An 18,481-nucleotide genomic window follows, 5' to 3' on the forward strand; every position below is an offset into this window, starting at 1 on the left:
GAGCTATAACTAGTTCAATCTAGGCACAGAGTGCAATAACTGCTGCGTTACGGCGTGCTGAGGGCTAAACAACACCTCTTGCGCCGTACCCTGCTCCACAATTACCCCACTATCCATAATAGCTACATAGTCAGCAATATATTCCACCACGCCAAAGTTGTGCGTAATAAACAAATACGCTAACCCCGTTTGCTGCTGCAAACTCAATAACAAATCTAATATCTGTCTTTGCACAGACACATCTAAAGCGGAAGTGGGTTCATCACAAATCAACACTTGAGGCTCTACTGCCAAAGCTCTGGCAATAGCTATGCGTTGACGCTGGCCACCAGAGAACTCATGAGCATAGCGCTGCGCACTATTTTTAGGTAAAGCCGTTAAATCTAAAAGCTTATCAATGCGCTGCTGGCGTTGCGCGGCTGATAAATCAGGCTGCAAACTGATTAAACCCTCAGATAAAATATCACCCACCATCATGCGCGGATTTAAGGAAGCAAAAGGATCTTGAAAAACAATTTGAATGGCATGACGTTGCTTTTTTAATACTTCACCCTGGCTCTGAAGTAAATCCTCATGCAGTAATTGTGCCTGCCCAGACACAAGAGTTTGATCATCGATTAAACGTAACAATGACTTGGCAATGGTACTTTTGCCACAGCCTGATCCACCCAACAAGGCTAAGGTTTGCCCTTTTTGCAAATTAAAACTAGCACCTTTCACCACATCAATAGTTTGCAATGACTTAAATAAGCCCCCTTTTTGCTTATAGCTAATGTGTAGATCTTGTACTGTTAATACCGCCTTCGCTTCAGCATCAATTTGCTGTCGCTGCTTACGCTTAGAAAAGCTGGGAATAGCCGCTAACAAGTGTTGGGCATACTCATGCTCGGGATTAGCAAAAAAATCTGCCGTGGTTGCTATTTCTACGATTTCACCGTGTCGCATTAGCGCTACGGTGTCAGCCACCTGTTGCACTACCGCTAAATCATGGGTGATAAGCAAAACGGTAAGACCGATTTCTGCTTGAATATCAGCCAAGAGTTGTAATATTTGAGCTTGTACCGTCACATCTAAAGCCGTAGTAGGCTCATCGGCAATAAGCACATCCGGCTCAGCAGCTAGAGCCATAGCAATCATAATGCGTTGACGCTGGCCGCCAGAAAACTGGAAAGCATAATCATTAATGCGTTGAGACGCATCCGGAATACCCACCTTTTCTAACCACCAGACAGCACGCTCACGTAATGCCGCACCCCGGTATGTGGTATGTAAGCGTAAGCTTTCTATGATTTGATCACCAATACGTAACACAGGGTTTAAGCAAGTGGCGGGCTCTTGGAAAATCATCGCTACTTTGCCGCCACGCACGCTACGCATTTGCACTTCACTGAGGGCAAATAAATCAAGGCTATCTACCTCTACTTGACCGCCTTGGATATGTATAGCTTCGGGTAATAAGCGTAGCATGGCTAAAGCCGTCATACTCTTGCCACTGCCCGACTCCCCGACTAAGGCAAAGGTTTGACCTTTAGCCACGTCAAAACTCACGTTATTGACGATCCGCTGCTCAGAGCCTATTAGTCCAACACTGAGATTTTTAATCTTAAGCATTGGCAGCCACCTCAGCGGGACGAGCCGGAGCTACACGACGTGCACGCGGATCAAAAGCGCGTTGTACGGCATCAGCAAAGATATTAGCCGCCAATACCAAGGCTAATAAGAACACAAAAGCTCCTAATAAATTCCACCAAATTATAGGATCACGCGACATTTCTAAACGCGCAGCATCAATCATGGTGCCAAAAGAAGGCATGCTTGGGTCTACCCCTATGCCTAAATAAGACAAAACTGCCTCATAAAGCACTAAACCTGAAAACTCCAGCACCATAGTAATTAATACCAAATGCATCAAATTAGGTAATAAATGTTTGCGCATAATACCCCAATGACTTACCCCAAAAGCACGAGCCGCTTGTACGTATTCCAGTTCTCGTAGCTTTAAGGTTTCTGCGCGCAAAAACCGACATAAGGTGGCCCAACCTGTGAGGCCTAAAATTAAACATAACATCACTAAACGCGAATCCGCCCGTGAAGCTACCGTATCAAAATACTCGGGATGGGTATCCATATACACTTGCATCATCAATACACTAGCTGCAATTAGCAGCACGCCTGGTATTGACGTCATAGTGGTGTAAATGTACTGAATCACATCATCTACCCAACCTTTGAAATACCCCGCGGCAATACCAAAACCAAGAGCTGGTGGCAACATTGCTAAAGTAGTTAAAGTCCCTATCACTAATGCCGTACGTACACTTTTTAATGACTGAAAAATCACATCATTACCCGAACGATCAGTACCTAATAAATAATAAAAGCGACTAAAAATAGCAATCATTATTACTACACTTACTAATAAACTAAGACTGAGCCATAAACTACGCCACGGGAAAACCGGCTGTTTTTTATAGCCCTGCCTACACCCCCACCCCACCACAGCAAACACTGCTAGAACTGCCGCCGCACTCCAAGCACTGAGCTGTAGTAAATCATAAGGGTGCTGCTCAAGCTGTTGTAAATGAGTCGCTCCATATTCTAGGCGCGGAAAGTCACGCTTAGCCTCGCCGTCTATGATTTGGCTTTCTTTAAAAAATAAATGTGTGGCCAAAGGAGAGGAGTAACTGCGCTCTTTTTTAGCCAAATGAGTGGCTTCCAACACATCATCTAAAAGGGAACGCGCTACGGGTTCATAGCGTGTTTCAGTTTGCCCTGCCACCATGGGCAGCTCTGTTCTATAGTGCACCGAGTCCAACACCCCCACCACTACAAAAAAACTCAGTATGACCGCAGAGGCCACCGCCGAAGGCGTATAAAACACACTACGCCAGGCGCTGCGTAGAGCCGGATTACGGCGCACATGCCACACATAAAAAAGAGCGGCCAGCACCATCAGCCAAACAAAAACATCAGTCCACAAAACGGTTAATTTAGGCATAGCAACTCTTACTCAAAACGCACACGTGGGTCGGCAATGGTGTAGGAAATATCAGCCATCAGTAAACCCACTATATAAAGTGCAGAGCCTAAAAAAACCATGGCTCGCACTATAGATAAATCTTGGGAATTAATAGCTTCAATGGTGTAACTCCCTAAGCCGGGAATACCAAAAAACGATTCGGCAATTAAACTTCCCATAAACAATAAAGGAATGGCTGATACCGCCCCCGTTAAAATGGGTAGCATGGCATTACGTAATAAATGCTTAAATAAAATGGCATATTCAGACAATCCTTTAGCGCGAGCGGTGCGTATGTAGTCTTTATTGGCTTCTTCTAAGAATAAACTACGATAAAATCGCGCTTCAGGCCCCAGCCGCGAAATGATGCCAATAAGCACAGGTAGTATTAAAAAACGACTGGCATCCAAACCTTGGGTCCAGCCCGAATAAGGCACTAAGGCTAATACCTTCGCAAATAACCATTGGCCCGCAATAATATAAAACAGCCCAGAAATAGAAAGTAGCACCACACAAAATACAATGCCGTAAAAATCAATGCGCGTATGCTTAAAAAAGACCAAAAATAAAGCAAAAGCCACAGATACCGCTAATCCCAAGAAAAATGTAGGCACGGCGAGAGCTAAACTGGGCCACATCCGGGTTTTAATCTCATGGCTAATATCATGACCACTGTCTGAAAAACCGAAATCAAACTTTAATAAAGGCACAGAGCGCTCATAGAAAATGGTGTCTTTTACACTAGCCACCCCCGATTTTTCAGTATTAATAAATAAGGGCTTGTTATAACCGTGTAACTCCTTCCACTGATCAATGGCTTCTACAGAAACACGTTGCCCCCCAATGGCTAAACGCGCCATATCATCGGGTGTATTGACGGCAAAAAACAGCATAAAAGTGAGTAAATTTACCCCCAACAGCACCAAAGCACCATAAGCAAAACGGCGGAATATATAGCGCAGCATTAACTCTGACCCCCTTTGATGGTTTTAAGCTCACGCAAACGCACGGCTCGCCAAGCCAATACAATCACCACTAGTAGGCCAATAATTAATAACCACACTGGCCACCACACCGGTTGATTCCATGCTGCCTGCTTTTGAGCCCGCAGCTCTGGGTCTATACGCAGATACTGTAAGGTATTACGCACCATTTGCGTGGGTTTCGCATTATGCACCCATTGTTGATAAACTCCACCCGAATTCGGTATATAACCAAACATCCAGGGCGCGTCTTTTTGCACGATTTGCAGCATATCGGCAATCACACCGTCTTTTTCATCGCCATCATCTAAGTAACGCATTTGCTCAAAAAGCGCATCATAGGCAGCGTTTTGATAGTTAGCGGCGTTTTCACCGCCTCCTTTGGCACGCGCATGGGGACCATACAATAAAAACAAGAAGTTTTCAGCATCTGGGTAATCGGCCACCCAACCCCACATAAACATTTGTGCCACTCCGCGCTGCATTTTGTCTTGGAAGCGATTGTAATCCGTTGCGCGAATTTCTAACTGCACGCCTAGCTGTTGCAATTGACGACGCATCCAATCCAGCATAGCACTGGAGCCCATGCCGCCGGCAGAATCAAAATAAAGAATTAATGGATCGCCCGTTTCTGCATCACGCCCGTCGGGATAACCCGCTTTTGCTAATAAGGCTTTGGCTTCGTCTATGGATTTACGCTGTAATTGTGTGTCATTCACTTTGTCATATACATACGGGTTATAGCCTTCAGGTAAAGGCTGGTAACCTCGTACTCCTGGAGGTAGCGGACTATGTGCCACTTGGCCTTGATCATTTTGGAAAATCGTCACGTATTGCTCCCAATCAAAAGCAATACTAATGGCTTGACGTAAATAGCGGTTTTTTTCTGCCTGCTCTGGTGTATCACCACCGCCCACCACAGGATCTAGCCAATTAAAACCAAAATAATACAATTGCGACTCTGCTAAGGTGCGTAAATCTAAGCCCCGTTCTTTATATAAGGCCGCCTTATCGGGAGAGTCTTCCGCTGCTACAGTGAGCGCTACGCCATAATCCCCCCTCTCCACCTGTGGAATGTCGTAATAGCCTTGTAAGAATTTACCTAATAATGGGACTGACTCTTTTTCTAAGCTAAAAACCACCTCATCAATAAAAGGCGTGGGCTTACCACAATCCACTAATAATCCAGCAGCTTCATCACCTGGCTCGCCCTCACAAGGATAAGGATCTCCTCTGAAATGTGGATTTCGACTCAATACATGACGTCTATTGCGTATAGACTCCGTAAGCATATAGGGGCCCGTACCCACTGGCCAAGTATTGAGCGATAAATCATGTGCCGCCATTTTGGGCTGATGATAGAAACGCTCGACCTCCCACGGGATGGGCGCGGTAAAGGTCATGGCGAGCCAATAGGAAAACTGCGGATACTTACCCATAACGCGTATGCGTAAGGTGTGGTCATCCACGGCTTCTACCCCTTCAAAGGCATAATCCCGTAAATCTAGCCACTGCGCTTTATCTCTCTTTTCATTGATTTCACGTAGCTGATCTCCGTACGCCTGCATACCGACAATATGATCAGCAAAAAAAGCATAAATGGGCGAAACCACCCGTGGGCTGGCCAAGCGCCGTATGCCGTATACATAATCGTGCGCAGTAAGCTCTCTGGTGCCCATGCGTTCAAAGTCCGTAATGGCATATTTATCACTTAACTGTTCGGGATCTATGGGGTAATACACATAGTCGCCGGCTCCGTTTTTCGCAAACGCGGGATGCGGTTGAAATAATACGCCTTTTTTAAGAGGAATCTCATACACACTTTGCTCAATATCTGCACCATCGGCATCGTCTGGCAGCCTATGACCTTCTTTATCTAAATAATAGGGCTGCACTACCCTTTCTGCGGCTCTAGTGGTCAACTGATAAGGCCGCATTAAGTATTCATAGCCATACAGCGGTTCATAAATAGAGTACGTAAAGGGCGTTTCATCTGAGGAATACGAACTGGCTGGATCCAAATACTTCGGCGAGCTTTGGGTAAAGGCGGTATACAGAATATTTTCTTTGGCCTGATCAACAGGATATGGACTATTTACCGCCTTTTGCCCGCAAGCACTCAGCCATAACACCATTATCAACATCAGAGGAGCTGTTCTCATATTTCGTATTCCAACAGTCTTTGCGCCACGTCCAAGGCGCAATGGGGTTTTTTTGCTGCCACAAACCTAAGCCAGCTGCTTTGGCTTTAGCTTGTACGTTTTTTAAATTTTTATCACGTAAATAACGCTCATTACTGCCGGTATAGGCCCAAGCTAGGCCTTGAGCTACTAGCGCCTCATTAGCAGTGGTGCCATTATAAGGAATATTACACACATGGCGGCCATAATGGTCTTTTTCAAAGCAATGCAAAGTCAAAGTTTTATTCGCCACCATCGCTGCTAAGGCCGCAGTGGATTCATCCGCATAGGGCTGCCCAGGCCTATCAGAGCGACCATAATTTTCTGGCGCATCTATATTTGCTAAACGAATACGTTGCTTTTCACCATTCACATACAAATTAATAGTATCACCATCGGCCACATGACTGACTTTACCGTATAAATCATAAGGCCCTTGTCTAGGGGCAGAGGTAGAAGGACCGCTAGTAGGCCTAGATCCAAAAATATCTATGTATTCATTAGGCGCAATACCCAAAAAAGTTAACACCACAACAGCGGCTATACCAACCACCATACCTTTAGGACTACGTAAGAAAGCCTTCACTTTCCTATTTCGTAATAATTTTCGTAATTGTGTAGTGAGTAGTTTTTTATGGGAAGAATTAAGCTCTCGTTTTGAATTTGGTCTTCTTGATGCCATAACTTGCCTAAACCGTACTGCTAAGTGTTAATCTTGAAAGTCTTGATTATATATACTTAAGTTCATAGGTCATGTACATAAGTACTCACCGTAAAGAGATTTTTGATGAATACTTCGCTTCAGTGCGCAATAGCGGCTTTTTTATTGTTTATTGGTGTGGCCACCGGTGCCTTTGGCGCCCATGCGTTAACCGGCTTAGTTGATGTGGGCATGATGGCGGTATGGCATACCGCCGTGTTATATCTACTAATACATGGCTTAGGGCTTTTTGTAGTAGCCGTTGCCACCCCTTATTTAGTGGTGCGCTTACAAAATTTAGCCTATAGCCTACTACTTATCGGCACTATGCTGTTTTCAGGTAGTTTGTTTCTATTAGTACTCAGTGGTCAAAGCTGGTTAGGCGCCATCACCCCTATTGGTGGCATATTTATGTTGGGGGGTTGGATACTAGTAGGGGTTGCTGCGTTGCAAAAGCTACGTCAAAATACGTAGCTCCTATTGAAAAATAAGGAGATATTATGGGTTTGTTGGTAAATGGCCAATGGCAAGACCAATGGTATGACACCGATAAAACGGGTGGTAAATTTGAGCGTGAAAGTGCTCAATTTGAGGCGTGGGTAGAGCCAAATAGTAGCCAACGCTATAGATTATATGTGAGTTTGGCCTGCCCGTGGGCCCACCGTACGCTCATTATGCGAGAGCTCAAAGGTTTACAAAAGCATATAGACGTGGTGGTAGTTAGCACCTTAATGGGTGAAAATGGCTGGAGTTTTGCCCCCAGTGAAGGTGCGGATGAAGACCCCACACTAGGGGCTAAATATGTATACGAACTCTATCAAAAAGCCAACCCTACTTACACTGGGCGGGTGACTGTGCCCATACTTTGGGATCTGCAAGAGCAAACCATCGTGAATAACGAGTCTTCTGAAATTATGCGCATGTTTAATAGCAGTTTTAGCGCATTGCAAAGTAATGATTACGATTACTACCCAGACACGCTCAAAGCAGACATAGACGAAATCAATGAACTGGTATATCACAATATCAACAACGGCGTCTATAAAGCGGGTTTCGCCACCACTCAAGCGGCCTATGAGGAAGCAGTAAATAGCTTATTTACTGCCTTAGATACCGTAGAAAAACGCCTACAAAACCAACGTTATTTGTGTGGCGAGACCATCACAGAAGCTGACTGGCGCTTATTTACTACTTTAGTACGCTTTGATTCGGTATATCACGGCCACTTTAAATGCAATATACGCCGTGTTGTGGATTACCCGGCTTTATGGGGCTACCTGCGGGATTTATACCAGCAGCCAGGCATTGCGGATACGGTAAATATGGATGCCATTAAAAATCACTATTACCGCAGCCACCCTAGCATTAATCCCAACGGTATTGTGCCAGCAGGACCAGACATTGACTTCACCACCCCACATCACAGAGATCAACTCTAAACCTCTCTTTTAAGTACGATCAAAGATCGTCGGGTTTAGCAAAATCTGACGATCCACTTCGTTAATGCTGTTTTTACCGCATAAAGCCATAGAAACAGAGAGCTCATTTTGAATAATCTCTAAACAGCGCTCAACCCCTGCTTGTCCTGCCGCACCTAAGGCATACAGAAAAGCACGGCCAATCATGGTGCCATCAGCCCCTAACGCCATCGCTCGTAATACGTCTTGACCACTACGTATGCCGCCATCTACATAAATTTCTGTTTTGCCTTTTACGGCTTCAACTATAGGCACAAGGGCGGAAATAGAGGAAGGAGCCCCATCAAGCTGCCTGCCACCGTGATTCGACACAACAATAGCATCAGCACCGGCATCTACCGCATGTTGAGCATCTTCAGGCTCCATAATCCCTTTTAAGATAAGCTTGCCACCCCAACGGGCTTTAATCCAAGCGATATCATCCCAACACAAGGTGGGGTCGAACTGCTCTGCTGTCCAAGTGGCTAAAGAGCTTAGATCACTCACCCCTTTAGCATGGCCCACAATGTTGCCAAAACTACGGCGCTTAGTTTGTAGCATTTGTGCGCACCAATAAGGCTTAGTGGCTAAATTAATAATATTACGTAACGTGGGCTTAGGGGGCGTAGAAAGCCCATTTTTAATATCTTTATGGCGTTGACCTAACACCTGTAGATCTAAAGTCACCACTAAAGCTGAACAATTTGCCGCTTTCGCTCTATCTATTAACGCTTCCATAAAAGATCGATCACGCATTACATATAACTGAAACCAAAAAGGCGCTTTGGTATGCGTAGCAATATCTTCCAAAGAACAAATACTCATGGTGGATAAGGTAAAAGGCACTCCGAGTTTCTTAGCGGCTTGAGCAGCTAAAATTTCACCGTCTGCATATTGCATACCCGTTAAGCCCGTGGGCGAAAGTGCTAAGGGCATCGCTGCTGTTTGTCCTAAGAGCTGGCTTTGTGTGCTTCTTTGTTCAATATTTACCGCCACTCGTTGCCTAAACAATAACTGCTGTAGGTCTAATTCATTTGCCCTGTAGGTGCTACCCGTCCACGACCCCGAATCCACGTAGTCGTAAAACATTTTAGGCACCCGCCTACGCGCTTTGTGCTGAAAATCGCCAATGTGCGTTATTTTTTTTAAATCCATTACCTTTTTTCTCCAAAGGTGATATACTAGCATCTTTGCATGATTAAGCATGCAGTGATTTTGCGAGTTACTAACATACACAAGCATAATCAAAACTATAAAATATACGTCTTTTTAAAAAAAGCTTGACACAGTTAAAAGACAAGGTTATAGTTTAATACTTCAGCGGCTGTAGCTCAGTTGGATAGAGTACTTGGCTACGAACCAAGGGGTCGTGGGTTCGAATCCTGCCAGCCGCGCCATATATTTAAAAAAGCCTCATCTTCGGATGGGGCTTTTTTATTGGCTTACAGCGGGTTTATGGGTTAAAAGTATACCTTTTAAAGCAGAACGTTTTAGGTGGTCTTTTTGGGGTGTGGGGATTTTAAGCCAAATAATCCCCATACCTATGTTTGCTCAACTCGTGACTTCAACTTCGCCTGTCGTAATAAAGTTAGTAAATCCATAGATTCCTCATAATCTCCTTTCTTAGAAATAAGTTCTAAAGCATCATAGATTTCTCTAATCTGGGCAGCAGCATAATGAGATGACATACCGCTATTGCTATGCCATAGAATCTCGTCTTGAGTACGTTCAGCTACGCCAGCCATACGCAATCGCATACCTACGGTATGACGTAAATCATGCACATGCAGATCATCTAGCCCTACCTCTCGTCTCACCCTTTGCCAGGCTGTATTGTGTAAAGAGCGAATGGGTTTATAAGTCGGTTTAGTATCCTCTTTGGTTACCCGATAAAAAGTGAATACGAATTCATCATGCCTGCCTCTTTGGTTATCAATAACTTGTTGAGCAACTGAGTTGCAAACAATTATCTTTTCCTGCTCTTTCCAACTGATAGGACGAGGAGGACGTTGGTCATTCAATTCTAATAATGTAATCACCGGCCTGTGTTCTAACCACGTCATCCCGTTAGGAAGACGCCAAGAGCTAGACGCTAAATTACATATGTGACGCACTACCCCTAGGTACTTAAATCTTAATGCCATTTTAAGCGCTATCAATGCTTCCTCTCTTTTAAGAGGGTTCATTTTCTTAATATTCATGAGCTTCCATTTAATAGCGGGTAAATCTTTTATATGATCAAAATCCAGGTATTGCCACTTTTGATCTTTTTCATACATGCTACAAAGAAACTGTTTCTCTTTATCAGTTAAATCGAAAAGAATGCGCTGTAATGCGTTTTTAGTTGCTTGCTCTACGGTTTCCATTGTTTCTCTAAGCGTAGGCGTAAATACCGTCCCTCTTAACACAGGTGACAGCTCGACTTTCACGGCGTCATCTTGAGTAACAATTAAACGTAGTGCATCTATTTTGCTTTATTTATAATAACTACTACTTTTATCCATAAAATTCTTCTGGTACTGTAATGTTATATCTTTTATCGAGTCTTCCACCTACGATAATACTTCGCTTACCAGATCCAAGATCATAGTTTTCCGGCTGTATTTTTTTACGCCATGAGTACTCGTATCGATCTGCAAAAAAGAAGAATAAACGCTTGGCTCTAATATGATTACAGGCTCTTAAAACGGCATCTAATCGTCGTGGGGAAAGATTTACCATTCCCTGCATTAAGCTATCAGCATACTCAAAGCTAAACGTGTTAGGCACAGCAACTAGCACTTCAAAAATGGCTTGCTCTGCTGATGCCATTAACCAATGGCCATTATTTATTTCATTTTTTCTAAAACTATTAGCCATTAATAAACAGGGTATGTCCCAAAGCCTTCTTGTGCTGTGCCAGATTAATTCCGTTTCCAACCCGATCTTATTTAACCAGCTGGGTGATGGTTTAATTAAAAGCAAATAGACGGCGATTATCGCCGTCTATATTAGAAAAAATGAACTAAAGGGTTAAGTACTTTTTATTAAAAAAAACTTCCAACGTTCAATAAAGTCAGCACACCTAGCACGGCAAAAATGAATGCAGCGGTACCATGAATGAGTTTCATCGGAATACGTTTTGCGATTAAATCACCTAAAAACACCACGGGCACATTTACTAGCATCATCCCTAAGGTTGTACCTGCTACCACAGCAAACATCGCGTCATAACGTGCCGCTAGCGCAATGGTAGCAATCTGTGTTTTATCACCCATCTCAGCAATAAAAAACATAATCGTTGTTGCGCCCAGCACGCCAAAGCGCTGCAAAGGACGAGGCATCGTATCGAGCTTATCAGGGATGAGTAGCCATAAAGCCATGGCTAAAAAAGAAATACCTACTACCCAGCGTAAGGTATCAGCAGAGATAAAGTGGGCAATGCCCACGCCCAATGCGCCCGCAAGCGCATGATTAGCTAAGGTAGCAAGTAAGATCCCCCAGCAAACAAGCCAAGGACGTTTGAAGTGAGCCGCAAGTAAGATCGCCAGCAGTTGGGTTTTATCACCCATTTCGCCAAGGGCAACTACGCCAGTTGAAACAAGAAAAGCATCCATGAAAATAACAACATTTGGGGCAGACATGACTACAACTACCTACGGCCCCATGCGGACAGGTGGTTGCAGTCAAAGGTCTCGCCAGGCAAATGCTGCAAGCGCCATGGTCAGCCGACCAAGTATGTTGACGCAAGCCTTTGCAAAGTATGCAAAGCGGCTACTCCCCAATGACGTGGGACGCAAACTATAACAGCCTTTTAGTCTTATATCAATTTTTCTGTAGTGGCTGATCACCATATATCAGCTCAAACTCATCCCCATCGGTACAATCTCGCTGGCTGGCCCATCGATCTCCATTACGGCCCTCAAGGGTAGAAGCTAAGCCCCGGTAGAGTCATAAGTAAAGTCTTGCTGTAGCTTGGGTAATATAGAATCTAAAGCGGACTTTAAGACCTCAGTAACTTTTTATTAAAAACTCAGCTATACTGTTTCTCACTTTGGGTTGATCACCCTATTACCGTGTGTCATGTATGACTACGAGGAGAAATAACCATGGATCGTCGAAGTTTTATGCTAGCGCCCCCTGCCCTAGCTCTTAGTTCACTCATTTTACCTTCAACTAGCTTCTCTGCTTCCCCTGCCATTCATAATAAAATGCAGCTGCTACCCGCTAACAGCAAAGGTCCTCGCATTGTTATTTGTGGCGGTGGCTGGGGTGGCATGACCGCAGCGCGCTACCTGCGCAAACTGATTCCTAACGCTCAGGTGGTACTCCTAGAACGTAACCCTACCTTTTGGTCAGGGCCTATGAGTAACAAATGGCTGATTGATATTGTTAATACGGATTTCGTTAATCACGATATGCTAAGCCCAGCCAATAAATACGGCTACACCCTCATTAATACAGAAGTCACTGGCTTTGATAGAAACAAAAAAACCGTACATACAGCTCAAGGCGAGCTCACTTACGACTTTTTAATCTTATCAGGTGGCATCCGTAACGCTTATGATGCATGGTTTGGCAACGATTTATACGCCGCCGAGTACACGCGCACACATTTCCCTAATGCGTACATTCCCAATGCGGAAATGTTTGCCCTTAAAGACAAGCTTAAAAACTTTAAGGGTGGCACCATCGTCATGACCTTACCGCCACCGCCACATCGCTGCCCCCCTTCTCCGTACGAGCGGGCTTGCTTAATGGCTTGGCACATAAAAACCAACAATATCCCAGGCAAGATTATTATTCTTGATCCTAAACCCAATATAGCGCCTATAGGTGAAGGTTATAGAGCCGCGTTTGAAGAGCTTTATCCTGATATTATTACGCATGTACCTAACGCCGTCGTTAGAGAGGTGGACCCCTTTAAAAAACATATTAAAACCACCGCGGGCGATTTCGATTTTGATGATGCCGTGCTCATGCCTCCGCATCAGGCAGCAGATATGGTCTGGTATGCTGATTTAATAGGCAAAGGCCCCGATGGGAAGCCCACAGGCTGGGCAGATATTCACCCTCGCTTTTTCACTGCCATGGATGACGAAGATGTCTACGTGGTGGGTGATGCCATGGGCTTTATCTCTGATCAATTTGGTCATTACCCAAAGAGCGCTCATGTAGCCCATGCTATTGGTAAGATCGTTGCACAAAATATTTCCGAACGAGTGGCAGACAAAGAGGTGGTGCCTGTTTTACCCGATAACCTCTGCTACATGATGGTTAATGGTGACCCGCAAGAAGAAATATCGGTAGTGTTTGAGTACGAGCTTGATCCTACAGGCAAGGTTTTACAAACCCAAATTGATATGGATGTCCGTACTAACGACCTTGTTAAAAAGGATTTTGATTGGATACAGAGCCGTTTTAATGATTTCCTCTAATTTCCCCCCCGCCCAATTTGCTCCACGCCGCGCCTTTATGCTGACAGCAATGGTAGGGATCAACGCCGCGCTGCTGCCTATACCGCTCTATGCCCAAGAGGTATTAAACCAGCTCCTTAAGCCCGCTACCCCCGATCAGGTCAAAGCGGTTATTGACGGTTTTCTAGATGGTGCACAGCCTGTAAAGCAAGGCCTTAAGCTAGTGATGCCAGTGTTGGGCGATAACCCTGCTGCCGTACCGGTTAAGGTGGTATTTGAGATGCCTATCACGCCACAGCTATATTGTGAAGAGCTCATTATTTTAGCAGAGGGTAACCCTTATCCTTTAGCGTGTAGGTTTAACTTTACTCCCTTAGCAGGCACTACCGAAGTTGCAGTACGGCTACGGCTCATTGAGTCTCAATCAGTTAGCGCCGTAGCTCGTATGAGCGATGGTCAATTTATCCTAACCCGTCAAGCCATCACCGTTACGGCTGGCGGCTGTGGTATGTAATTAAAGGTCTATTATTATGAGCAAACCTCGTACCTGGATTAGCAACGCTAATCCAGCCGCAGGCGAAGTCGTTCGTGTGCGCGCACTTATTGAGCACCCTATGGAAAGCGGTCTACGTCTCGATGCAGAAGGCAAGGAAATCCCACGCAATATAGTTAATACCTTTGAAGCTGCCCTAGACGGTGAGCTACTTTTTAATTGGCAGCCTGAAACCGCTATCTCTCAAAACCCTTATATAGAATTTACCTTTACGGCCCGCAGCTCAGGAGAATTACAGCTGAAATGGTTAGACGACGAAGGAGCGGTTATTACCGATGCGCTCCCTATCAGTCTGGCCTCCTAGCCTAACTAAAATTTAAATAAAGGACACCATGCGTACTGGTCTTATCTTCTCTTTGGCTCTTATCAGCCTTAGTGGTCTTACTCCGTCTATAGCTCACGCGCAAATCACCGTAGATATTTCTATTCCCGCCAATACTTGCCTTAATTGTCATATGACGGACGCTAATCCTGCTCGCGCTATCCCTCCTATCGCGGGCCAGCCTGAGGCAGTCTTACGCGCACAGCTCAGGGCGTTTAAATCTGAAACGCCCCCGCCTCACACAACTATTATGGATCGGCTAGTTAGCGGTTTTGATGATGATGAACTGACAGCACTGGCGCAATATTTCTCTCAGCTACCTGTTAGCTCCACCACTGCTAAAGGAGCCGTTAACCCATGAAACATACTATGAATGCTTCGCGTCGCCGCTGGCTGAGTCAAGTCGGTCAACTAACGGCTGCAGGGACGCTACTGCTCAATGTACCTGCTTATGCACGCTCTAAGAGCGCCGCAGCCAATGTCGTCGTGGTTGGAGGCGGCTTTGGTGGTGCAACAGCAGCGCGTTATCTTAAGCAAAACAACCCAAATCTAAACGTCACTTTAGTCGAGCCTGCTGAAATTTTTTACACTTGCCCCTTTAGTAACTTGTACTTAGCTGGGCTGCGTACTTTTGAACAACAAGGTCATGGTTTTGACGATTTACGTGCGCTAGGGATTAATGTGATCCATGACTATGCCACGGCTGTTGACTCCGGCACTAAACAAGTCACCTTAAGTCAGGAAAGAAAACTTCCTTACGATAAGCTCTTGCTGTCTCCTGGCGTGGATTTCCATTGGGATGCCCTAGAGGGCTACGATGAAGCTGCTTCACTGCTTGCACCTCATGCTTGGAAAGGGGGTGCACAAACCAAACTGCTTAAGCAGCAATTAGAGGCGATGCCTGACGGTGGTACCTTTATTATGGTGGCACCTGAAAACCCATTCCGTTGCCCTCCTGGGCCCTACGAACGAGCTAGTATGGTGGCGCATTACTTTAAAAACCACAAACCCAACTCTAAGATTCTCATCCTAGACGCCAAAGATGCCTTCTCTAAGCAAGCGCTATTCCAAGAGGGTTGGCAACAGCAGTATGGCGATATGATCGAGTGGGTACCTCTGTCGCAAGATGGTAAAGTGGCGCGTGTAGATGCTGCTCAACTCTCAGTAGAAACTGAATTTGGGGAAACTCATAAAGCCGATGTGCTGAATGTGATTCCTCCCCAAAAAGCAGGCGAAATAGCACATCAAGCAGGCGTGACAGACGCAAGCGGTTGGGTACCTATTAACCCTCAAACCTTTGAGTCTTTACTCGTGCCAGACATCTATGTAGTTGGTGACGCTACTATTGCTTCCCCTATGCCTAAGTCAGGTTTTTCAGCTAATGCTCAAGCCAAAGTGGCAGCTAATGCTATCGTCAACGCGCTAGCCGGCAAAGCCTCAGCCGAGCCTTTTTTCGCTAATACCTGTTACAGTCTGATTGCCCCAGAGCATGGAATTTCTGTGGCTCATCTGTATCGCATGGATAACGACAAATTAGTCGAAGCCTCTGGCGGCGTAAGCCCTTTAGGTGCTAAAGCTGATTTCCGCAAGCGAGAAGCCCAATACGGCGCAGACTGGTACGAAGCCATCTCTCAAGACATTTGGGGCACTAAAGCACAGCGATGATTCCATCTGAACTGGTATTGTGGGCTGGGTTAGCCCTAGGATTAATTTTTGGCTGTAGCAATCAAGTCTCTGGCTTTTGTTTATATCGTGGCCTATCAGAGCGTTGGTCAGGTCACTCTAGTGCAAAACTACAAGCCTTTGCTCTCGCCTTAGCCATTGCTCTAGCAGGCACCCATCTAATTCATAGTTGGGGCTTAGTGGATATGAAGCAATCCATCTACCTAAGCCCTTCTTTTTCTTGGCTGTTAATCCCTCTAGGAGGAATTATATTTGGCTATGGGATGGGCTTAGCCAATGGCTGTGGCGCACGAGCTTTAGTTTTACTAGCTCAGGGCAACTTAAGATCGCTTCTAGTGTTGCTCTGTTTAGGCGTTGCAGCCTACATTACCTTAACAGGAGTGTTAGCACCCTTACGCCTATATTTGCATTCTTTAACCACCGTCACCCTACCACAGTCTAGTTTGGCAGAAGGCACAGTACGGTCCGTAATCATCGTGATCATCGTTGGAGTTTTAGGTTTTTTTGCTCTAAAGCCATCCGATAAACCCAGAAGCGCCGTTGATTTAATAGGGGGTGTAATTGTGGGGTTACTAATAGTAGGAGGCTGGCTCACTACCGGCTGGTTAGGTGCAGATCCGTTTGAGCCTGCACCGCTAACCTCTCTTAGTTTTGTCGCCCCGGTTGGGGATACTATCCAATACGCCATGCTTTCTACGGGACTCAGCTTACGGTTTAGCACGGTGGTAGTTTTAGGTGTAATCGTAGGCGCTTTTTTAACAGCGCTACTACGAGGCCGTTTACAGCTAGAAGGTTTTAATTCTGCGACACAGATGGCAAGATATAGCTTAGGTGGAATATTGATGGGAGTAGGAGGTATCTTGGCTCTAGGCTGCACTATAGGCCAAGGGCTCAGTGGTTTATCTACCCTTTCCTACTGCTCAATCATCGCCATTTTTAGTATTATGATAGGGGCTCGCCTTAGTCAACTAACCGGGCGTGTAAATCGTGGGGTTAACGGTACGTTGTAATTCTCACTGGGCTTCCTCTAATAGCTGCATGACTTCGCTATAACTCAAATCATAACCCGCTACATCACTCTGCATACTCAGTGCCCTTCGCTATGAAACCATAAACAATAAGACTGCGTCCAGCCCTTGCGTTTTCGTAAGGAGCGCAGCATCAAGGCTAAATGATTGGTAATGAGTATGTAACTACCCTAAATCCAAACTATTTTTCTCCGAACCTCGTTTTACTTGCTGTCTATCAAACCTCTCTTGCCCTTTAGTCCTAACATCCGTCTGCTCCAACCCCTTCGCCAGCTCACTAATCATCTTCGCCTCCACTTTCAGCCCCTCATCATACAATCGCTTCGCTAAAAACCGGTACTCACCCAAAATCAAATCCCTAGTTTCCAACTGTTCTTTCAAATAAGGATTCGTAGGACGTTTTTGAGTTTTGATGGCCTGCAGTAACTCATTCACCTCTTTTTGACGCACTGTGGAGTAACCACCTCTTTTAGTAATATGACTCACTGTGCCATTTATCCCTTTCTGTGTAACGCCTCTGTGTTGGCGTCGCGTAGCGGCACAGGATTCTTTATACTTACTCTGCTCTGGAATACCCTGTCGCTGCCATTCCTTGATCACGTTTTCACGTAGAGCCGCTTTGCCTTTAATCTGCTCTCCATCTTGGTTCTCAACTGCTAACTTTCCATTGCGGCTGATGTAGTCAATATGATTTGCTGCCGCCTTAAGACCTGTAGCCTTACCGGTACGCTTAGGGATTTTGACCATCACTTCTGGCTTCTTGAGGGCTGCTGCTTTTAGATTAGTCAGACCAATGTCTGGTTTAAAGTTATGAGGTGCTACTCCAGCCAGAGTTTGTCGTCTATAAAGACTGCACTCATGGCCTAAGAACCAGTTATCTAGACGATGAGTAATACTTATATTTCTCTCCTGACGAACTATCCGTAATTTGCGGATAGTTGGTTGTCGATCAAGTTCGCCTTCAGAAAATACATTACCATTTTGTAGCTGATCTAAATCATGTTGATCCAAAAGGATTTCCACGCGGTTTGTTTGACCCGCAAAGGGCTTTATTTCCTACTCTTTGGTCTGCAGCTGCTGAATCGCATTAGCGTGTTCCCGCTCTAACTCCTGTTTCAATTCTTCTTCCGTAGGTAAGTAAGGCAGGTACTTGGCGGAAA

18 protein-coding genes, 1 tRNA gene and 1 riboswitch are annotated in these 18,481 nt (G+C 45.2%); of the genes, 9 read left to right on the forward strand and 10 right to left on the reverse strand.

The features are described 5' to 3' along the window. Nucleotides 1–9 precede the first annotated feature (9 nt). Genes AC2UZJ_RS10265 through AC2UZJ_RS10285 form a run of 5 tightly spaced genes read right to left on the reverse strand, consistent with a single transcriptional unit; the run spans nucleotide 10 to nucleotide 6,768 of the window. On the reverse strand, nucleotides 10–1,611 hold the full coding sequence (locus AC2UZJ_RS10265) for an ABC transporter ATP-binding protein (RefSeq protein WP_486950060.1): 1,602 nt from the start codon (nucleotides 1,609–1,611) through the stop codon (nucleotides 10–12). Then, nucleotides 1,604–2,998: an ABC transporter permease gene (locus tag AC2UZJ_RS10270; protein ID WP_486950061.1), complete on the reverse strand. Its 1,395-nt coding sequence runs from the start codon at nucleotides 2,996–2,998 to the stop codon at nucleotides 1,604–1,606. The genes AC2UZJ_RS10265 and AC2UZJ_RS10270 overlap by 8 nt, the downstream gene beginning before the upstream one ends. Nucleotides 2,999–3,006: 8 nt before the next feature. Further along, nucleotides 3,007–3,984 carry an ABC transporter permease gene (locus tag AC2UZJ_RS10275; RefSeq protein WP_486950062.1) on the reverse strand — a complete coding sequence of 326 codons (978 nt, stop codon included), beginning with the start codon at nucleotides 3,982–3,984 and terminating at the stop codon, nucleotides 3,007–3,009. Beyond that, nucleotides 3,984–6,164: an ABC transporter substrate-binding protein gene (locus tag AC2UZJ_RS10280; RefSeq protein WP_486950063.1), complete on the reverse strand. Its 2,181-nt coding sequence runs from the start codon at nucleotides 6,162–6,164 to the stop codon at nucleotides 3,984–3,986. Before AC2UZJ_RS10280 ends, AC2UZJ_RS10275 begins: the two co-directional genes overlap by 1 nt. After that, nucleotides 6,094–6,768 carry a thermonuclease family protein gene (locus AC2UZJ_RS10285; protein ID WP_486950064.1) on the reverse strand — a complete coding sequence of 225 codons (675 nt, stop codon included), beginning with the start codon at nucleotides 6,766–6,768 and terminating at the stop codon, nucleotides 6,094–6,096. The genes AC2UZJ_RS10280 and AC2UZJ_RS10285 overlap by 71 nt, the downstream gene beginning before the upstream one ends. Before the next feature lie 201 nt (nucleotides 6,769–6,969). On the opposite strand from AC2UZJ_RS10285, the gene AC2UZJ_RS10290 reads away from it, so the two are divergent. Then, nucleotides 6,970–7,356 (forward strand): DUF423 domain-containing protein, encoded by a 387-nt coding sequence (locus AC2UZJ_RS10290; RefSeq protein WP_486950065.1) that lies wholly within the window; start codon nucleotides 6,970–6,972, stop codon nucleotides 7,354–7,356. A gap of 26 nt (nucleotides 7,357–7,382) precedes the next feature. Then, entirely contained in the window at nucleotides 7,383–8,321 is a 939-nt protein-coding gene (locus tag AC2UZJ_RS10295) for a glutathione S-transferase family protein (RefSeq protein WP_486950066.1), read from the forward strand. Nucleotides 8,322–8,330: 9 nt separating this feature from the next. Here the strand turns inward: AC2UZJ_RS10295 and AC2UZJ_RS10300 are convergent, their stop codons facing one another. Next, nucleotides 8,331–9,494 carry an alpha-hydroxy acid oxidase gene (locus AC2UZJ_RS10300; RefSeq protein ID WP_486950067.1) on the reverse strand — a complete coding sequence of 388 codons (1,164 nt, stop codon included), beginning with the start codon at nucleotides 9,492–9,494 and terminating at the stop codon, nucleotides 8,331–8,333. A gap of 165 nt (nucleotides 9,495–9,659) precedes the next feature. Between AC2UZJ_RS10300 and AC2UZJ_RS10305 the strand changes: the two genes are divergently transcribed. Then, nucleotides 9,660–9,736, forward strand: a tRNA-Arg gene (locus tag AC2UZJ_RS10305). 144 nt (nucleotides 9,737–9,880) lie between these two features. Here AC2UZJ_RS10305 and AC2UZJ_RS10310 read toward each other — a convergent pair. The 3 genes from AC2UZJ_RS10310 to AC2UZJ_RS10320 all read right to left on the reverse strand — a co-directional run bounded on the left by AC2UZJ_RS10310 (nucleotide 9,881) and on the right by AC2UZJ_RS10320 (nucleotide 11,935). After that, nucleotides 9,881–10,768 (reverse strand): tyrosine-type recombinase/integrase, encoded by an 888-nt coding sequence (locus AC2UZJ_RS10310; RefSeq protein ID WP_486950068.1) that lies wholly within the window; start codon nucleotides 10,766–10,768, stop codon nucleotides 9,881–9,883. A 67-nt stretch (nucleotides 10,769–10,835) separates the two neighbouring features. Beyond that, nucleotides 10,836–11,303, reverse strand: coding sequence for a type IV toxin-antitoxin system AbiEi family antitoxin domain-containing protein (locus tag AC2UZJ_RS10315; protein ID WP_486950069.1), 468 nt, complete (start codon nucleotides 11,301–11,303; stop codon nucleotides 10,836–10,838). Between the two features lie 62 nt (nucleotides 11,304–11,365). Then, on the reverse strand, nucleotides 11,366–11,935 hold the full coding sequence (locus AC2UZJ_RS10320; RefSeq protein ID WP_486950079.1) for a TMEM165/GDT1 family protein: 570 nt from the start codon (nucleotides 11,933–11,935) through the stop codon (nucleotides 11,366–11,368). A gap of 9 nt (nucleotides 11,936–11,944) precedes the next feature. Continuing rightward, nucleotides 11,945–12,113: riboswitch (yybP-ykoY riboswitch) on the reverse strand. 314 nt (nucleotides 12,114–12,427) lie between these two features. Between AC2UZJ_RS10320 and AC2UZJ_RS10325 the strand changes: the two genes are divergently transcribed. The 6 genes from AC2UZJ_RS10325 to AC2UZJ_RS10350 are packed head-to-tail and all read left to right on the forward strand — an operon-like array spanning nucleotide 12,428 to nucleotide 17,303. Beyond that, a complete protein-coding gene (locus AC2UZJ_RS10325; protein WP_486950070.1) occupies nucleotides 12,428–13,756 on the forward strand; it encodes an FAD-dependent oxidoreductase in 1,329 nt (442 codons plus the stop codon). Continuing rightward, a complete protein-coding gene (locus AC2UZJ_RS10330) occupies nucleotides 13,743–14,249 on the forward strand; it encodes a thiosulfate oxidation carrier protein SoxY (protein ID WP_486950071.1) in 507 nt (168 codons plus the stop codon). Before AC2UZJ_RS10325 ends, AC2UZJ_RS10330 begins: the two co-directional genes overlap by 14 nt. A 16-nt stretch (nucleotides 14,250–14,265) precedes the next feature. Further along, complete coding sequence (soxZ, locus tag AC2UZJ_RS10335) at nucleotides 14,266–14,592, forward strand: thiosulfate oxidation carrier complex protein SoxZ (protein ID WP_486950072.1); 327 nt, start codon at nucleotides 14,266–14,268, stop codon at nucleotides 14,590–14,592. A gap of 28 nt (nucleotides 14,593–14,620) precedes the next feature. After that, nucleotides 14,621–14,971, forward strand: coding sequence for a c-type cytochrome (locus AC2UZJ_RS10340; RefSeq protein WP_486950073.1), 351 nt, complete (start codon nucleotides 14,621–14,623; stop codon nucleotides 14,969–14,971). Beyond that, nucleotides 14,968–16,275 (forward strand): NAD(P)/FAD-dependent oxidoreductase, encoded by a 1,308-nt coding sequence (locus AC2UZJ_RS10345; protein ID WP_486950074.1) that lies wholly within the window; start codon nucleotides 14,968–14,970, stop codon nucleotides 16,273–16,275. The genes AC2UZJ_RS10340 and AC2UZJ_RS10345 overlap by 4 nt, the downstream gene beginning before the upstream one ends. After that, the gene (locus AC2UZJ_RS10350; RefSeq protein WP_486950075.1) at nucleotides 16,272–17,303 is read left to right on the forward strand and encodes a YeeE/YedE family protein; all 1,032 of its coding nucleotides are present in this window, start codon (nucleotides 16,272–16,274) and stop codon (nucleotides 17,301–17,303) included. The genes AC2UZJ_RS10345 and AC2UZJ_RS10350 overlap by 4 nt, the downstream gene beginning before the upstream one ends. A 183-nt stretch (nucleotides 17,304–17,486) precedes the next feature. Here AC2UZJ_RS10350 and AC2UZJ_RS10355 read toward each other — a convergent pair whose 3' ends face one another. Then, entirely contained in the window at nucleotides 17,487–18,332 is an 846-nt protein-coding gene (locus AC2UZJ_RS10355; protein WP_486950076.1) for a hypothetical protein, read from the reverse strand. Nucleotides 18,333–18,481: the final 149 nt, after the last annotated feature.

The organism is Paenalcaligenes sp. DL 309 (genome assembly GCF_057475285.1).

Bases quoted from the DNA above. Each gene is read 5' to 3' on its own strand.
- AC2UZJ_RS10295 (WP_486950066.1), top strand. From the start codon at position 7,383: ATGGGTTTGTTGGTAAATGGCCAATGGCAAGACCAATGGTATGACACC.
- AC2UZJ_RS10265 (WP_486950060.1), bottom strand. From the start codon at position 1,611: ATGCTTAAGATTAAAAATCTCAGTGTTGGACTAATAGGCTCTGAGCAG.
- AC2UZJ_RS10280 (WP_486950063.1), bottom strand. From the start codon at position 6,164: ATGAGAACAGCTCCTCTGATGTTGATAATGGTGTTATGGCTGAGTGCT.
- AC2UZJ_RS10270 (WP_486950061.1), bottom strand. From the start codon at position 2,998: ATGCCTAAATTAACCGTTTTGTGGACTGATGTTTTTGTTTGGCTGATG.
- AC2UZJ_RS10340 (WP_486950073.1), top strand. From the start codon at position 14,621: ATGCGTACTGGTCTTATCTTCTCTTTGGCTCTTATCAGCCTTAGTGGT.
- soxZ (WP_486950072.1), top strand. From the start codon at position 14,266: ATGAGCAAACCTCGTACCTGGATTAGCAACGCTAATCCAGCCGCAGGC.
- AC2UZJ_RS10345 (WP_486950074.1), top strand. From the start codon at position 14,968: ATGAAACATACTATGAATGCTTCGCGTCGCCGCTGGCTGAGTCAAGTC.
- AC2UZJ_RS10275 (WP_486950062.1), bottom strand. From the start codon at position 3,984: ATGCTGCGCTATATATTCCGCCGTTTTGCTTATGGTGCTTTGGTGCTG.
- AC2UZJ_RS10290 (WP_486950065.1), top strand. From the start codon at position 6,970: ATGAATACTTCGCTTCAGTGCGCAATAGCGGCTTTTTTATTGTTTATT.
- AC2UZJ_RS10350 (WP_486950075.1), top strand. From the start codon at position 16,272: ATGATTCCATCTGAACTGGTATTGTGGGCTGGGTTAGCCCTAGGATTA.
- AC2UZJ_RS10320 (WP_486950079.1), bottom strand. From the start codon at position 11,935: ATGGATGCTTTTCTTGTTTCAACTGGCGTAGTTGCCCTTGGCGAAATG.
- AC2UZJ_RS10325 (WP_486950070.1), top strand. From the start codon at position 12,428: ATGGATCGTCGAAGTTTTATGCTAGCGCCCCCTGCCCTAGCTCTTAGT.
- AC2UZJ_RS10300 (WP_486950067.1), bottom strand. From the start codon at position 9,494: ATGGATTTAAAAAAAATAACGCACATTGGCGATTTTCAGCACAAAGCG.
- AC2UZJ_RS10330 (WP_486950071.1), top strand. From the start codon at position 13,743: ATGATTTCCTCTAATTTCCCCCCCGCCCAATTTGCTCCACGCCGCGCC.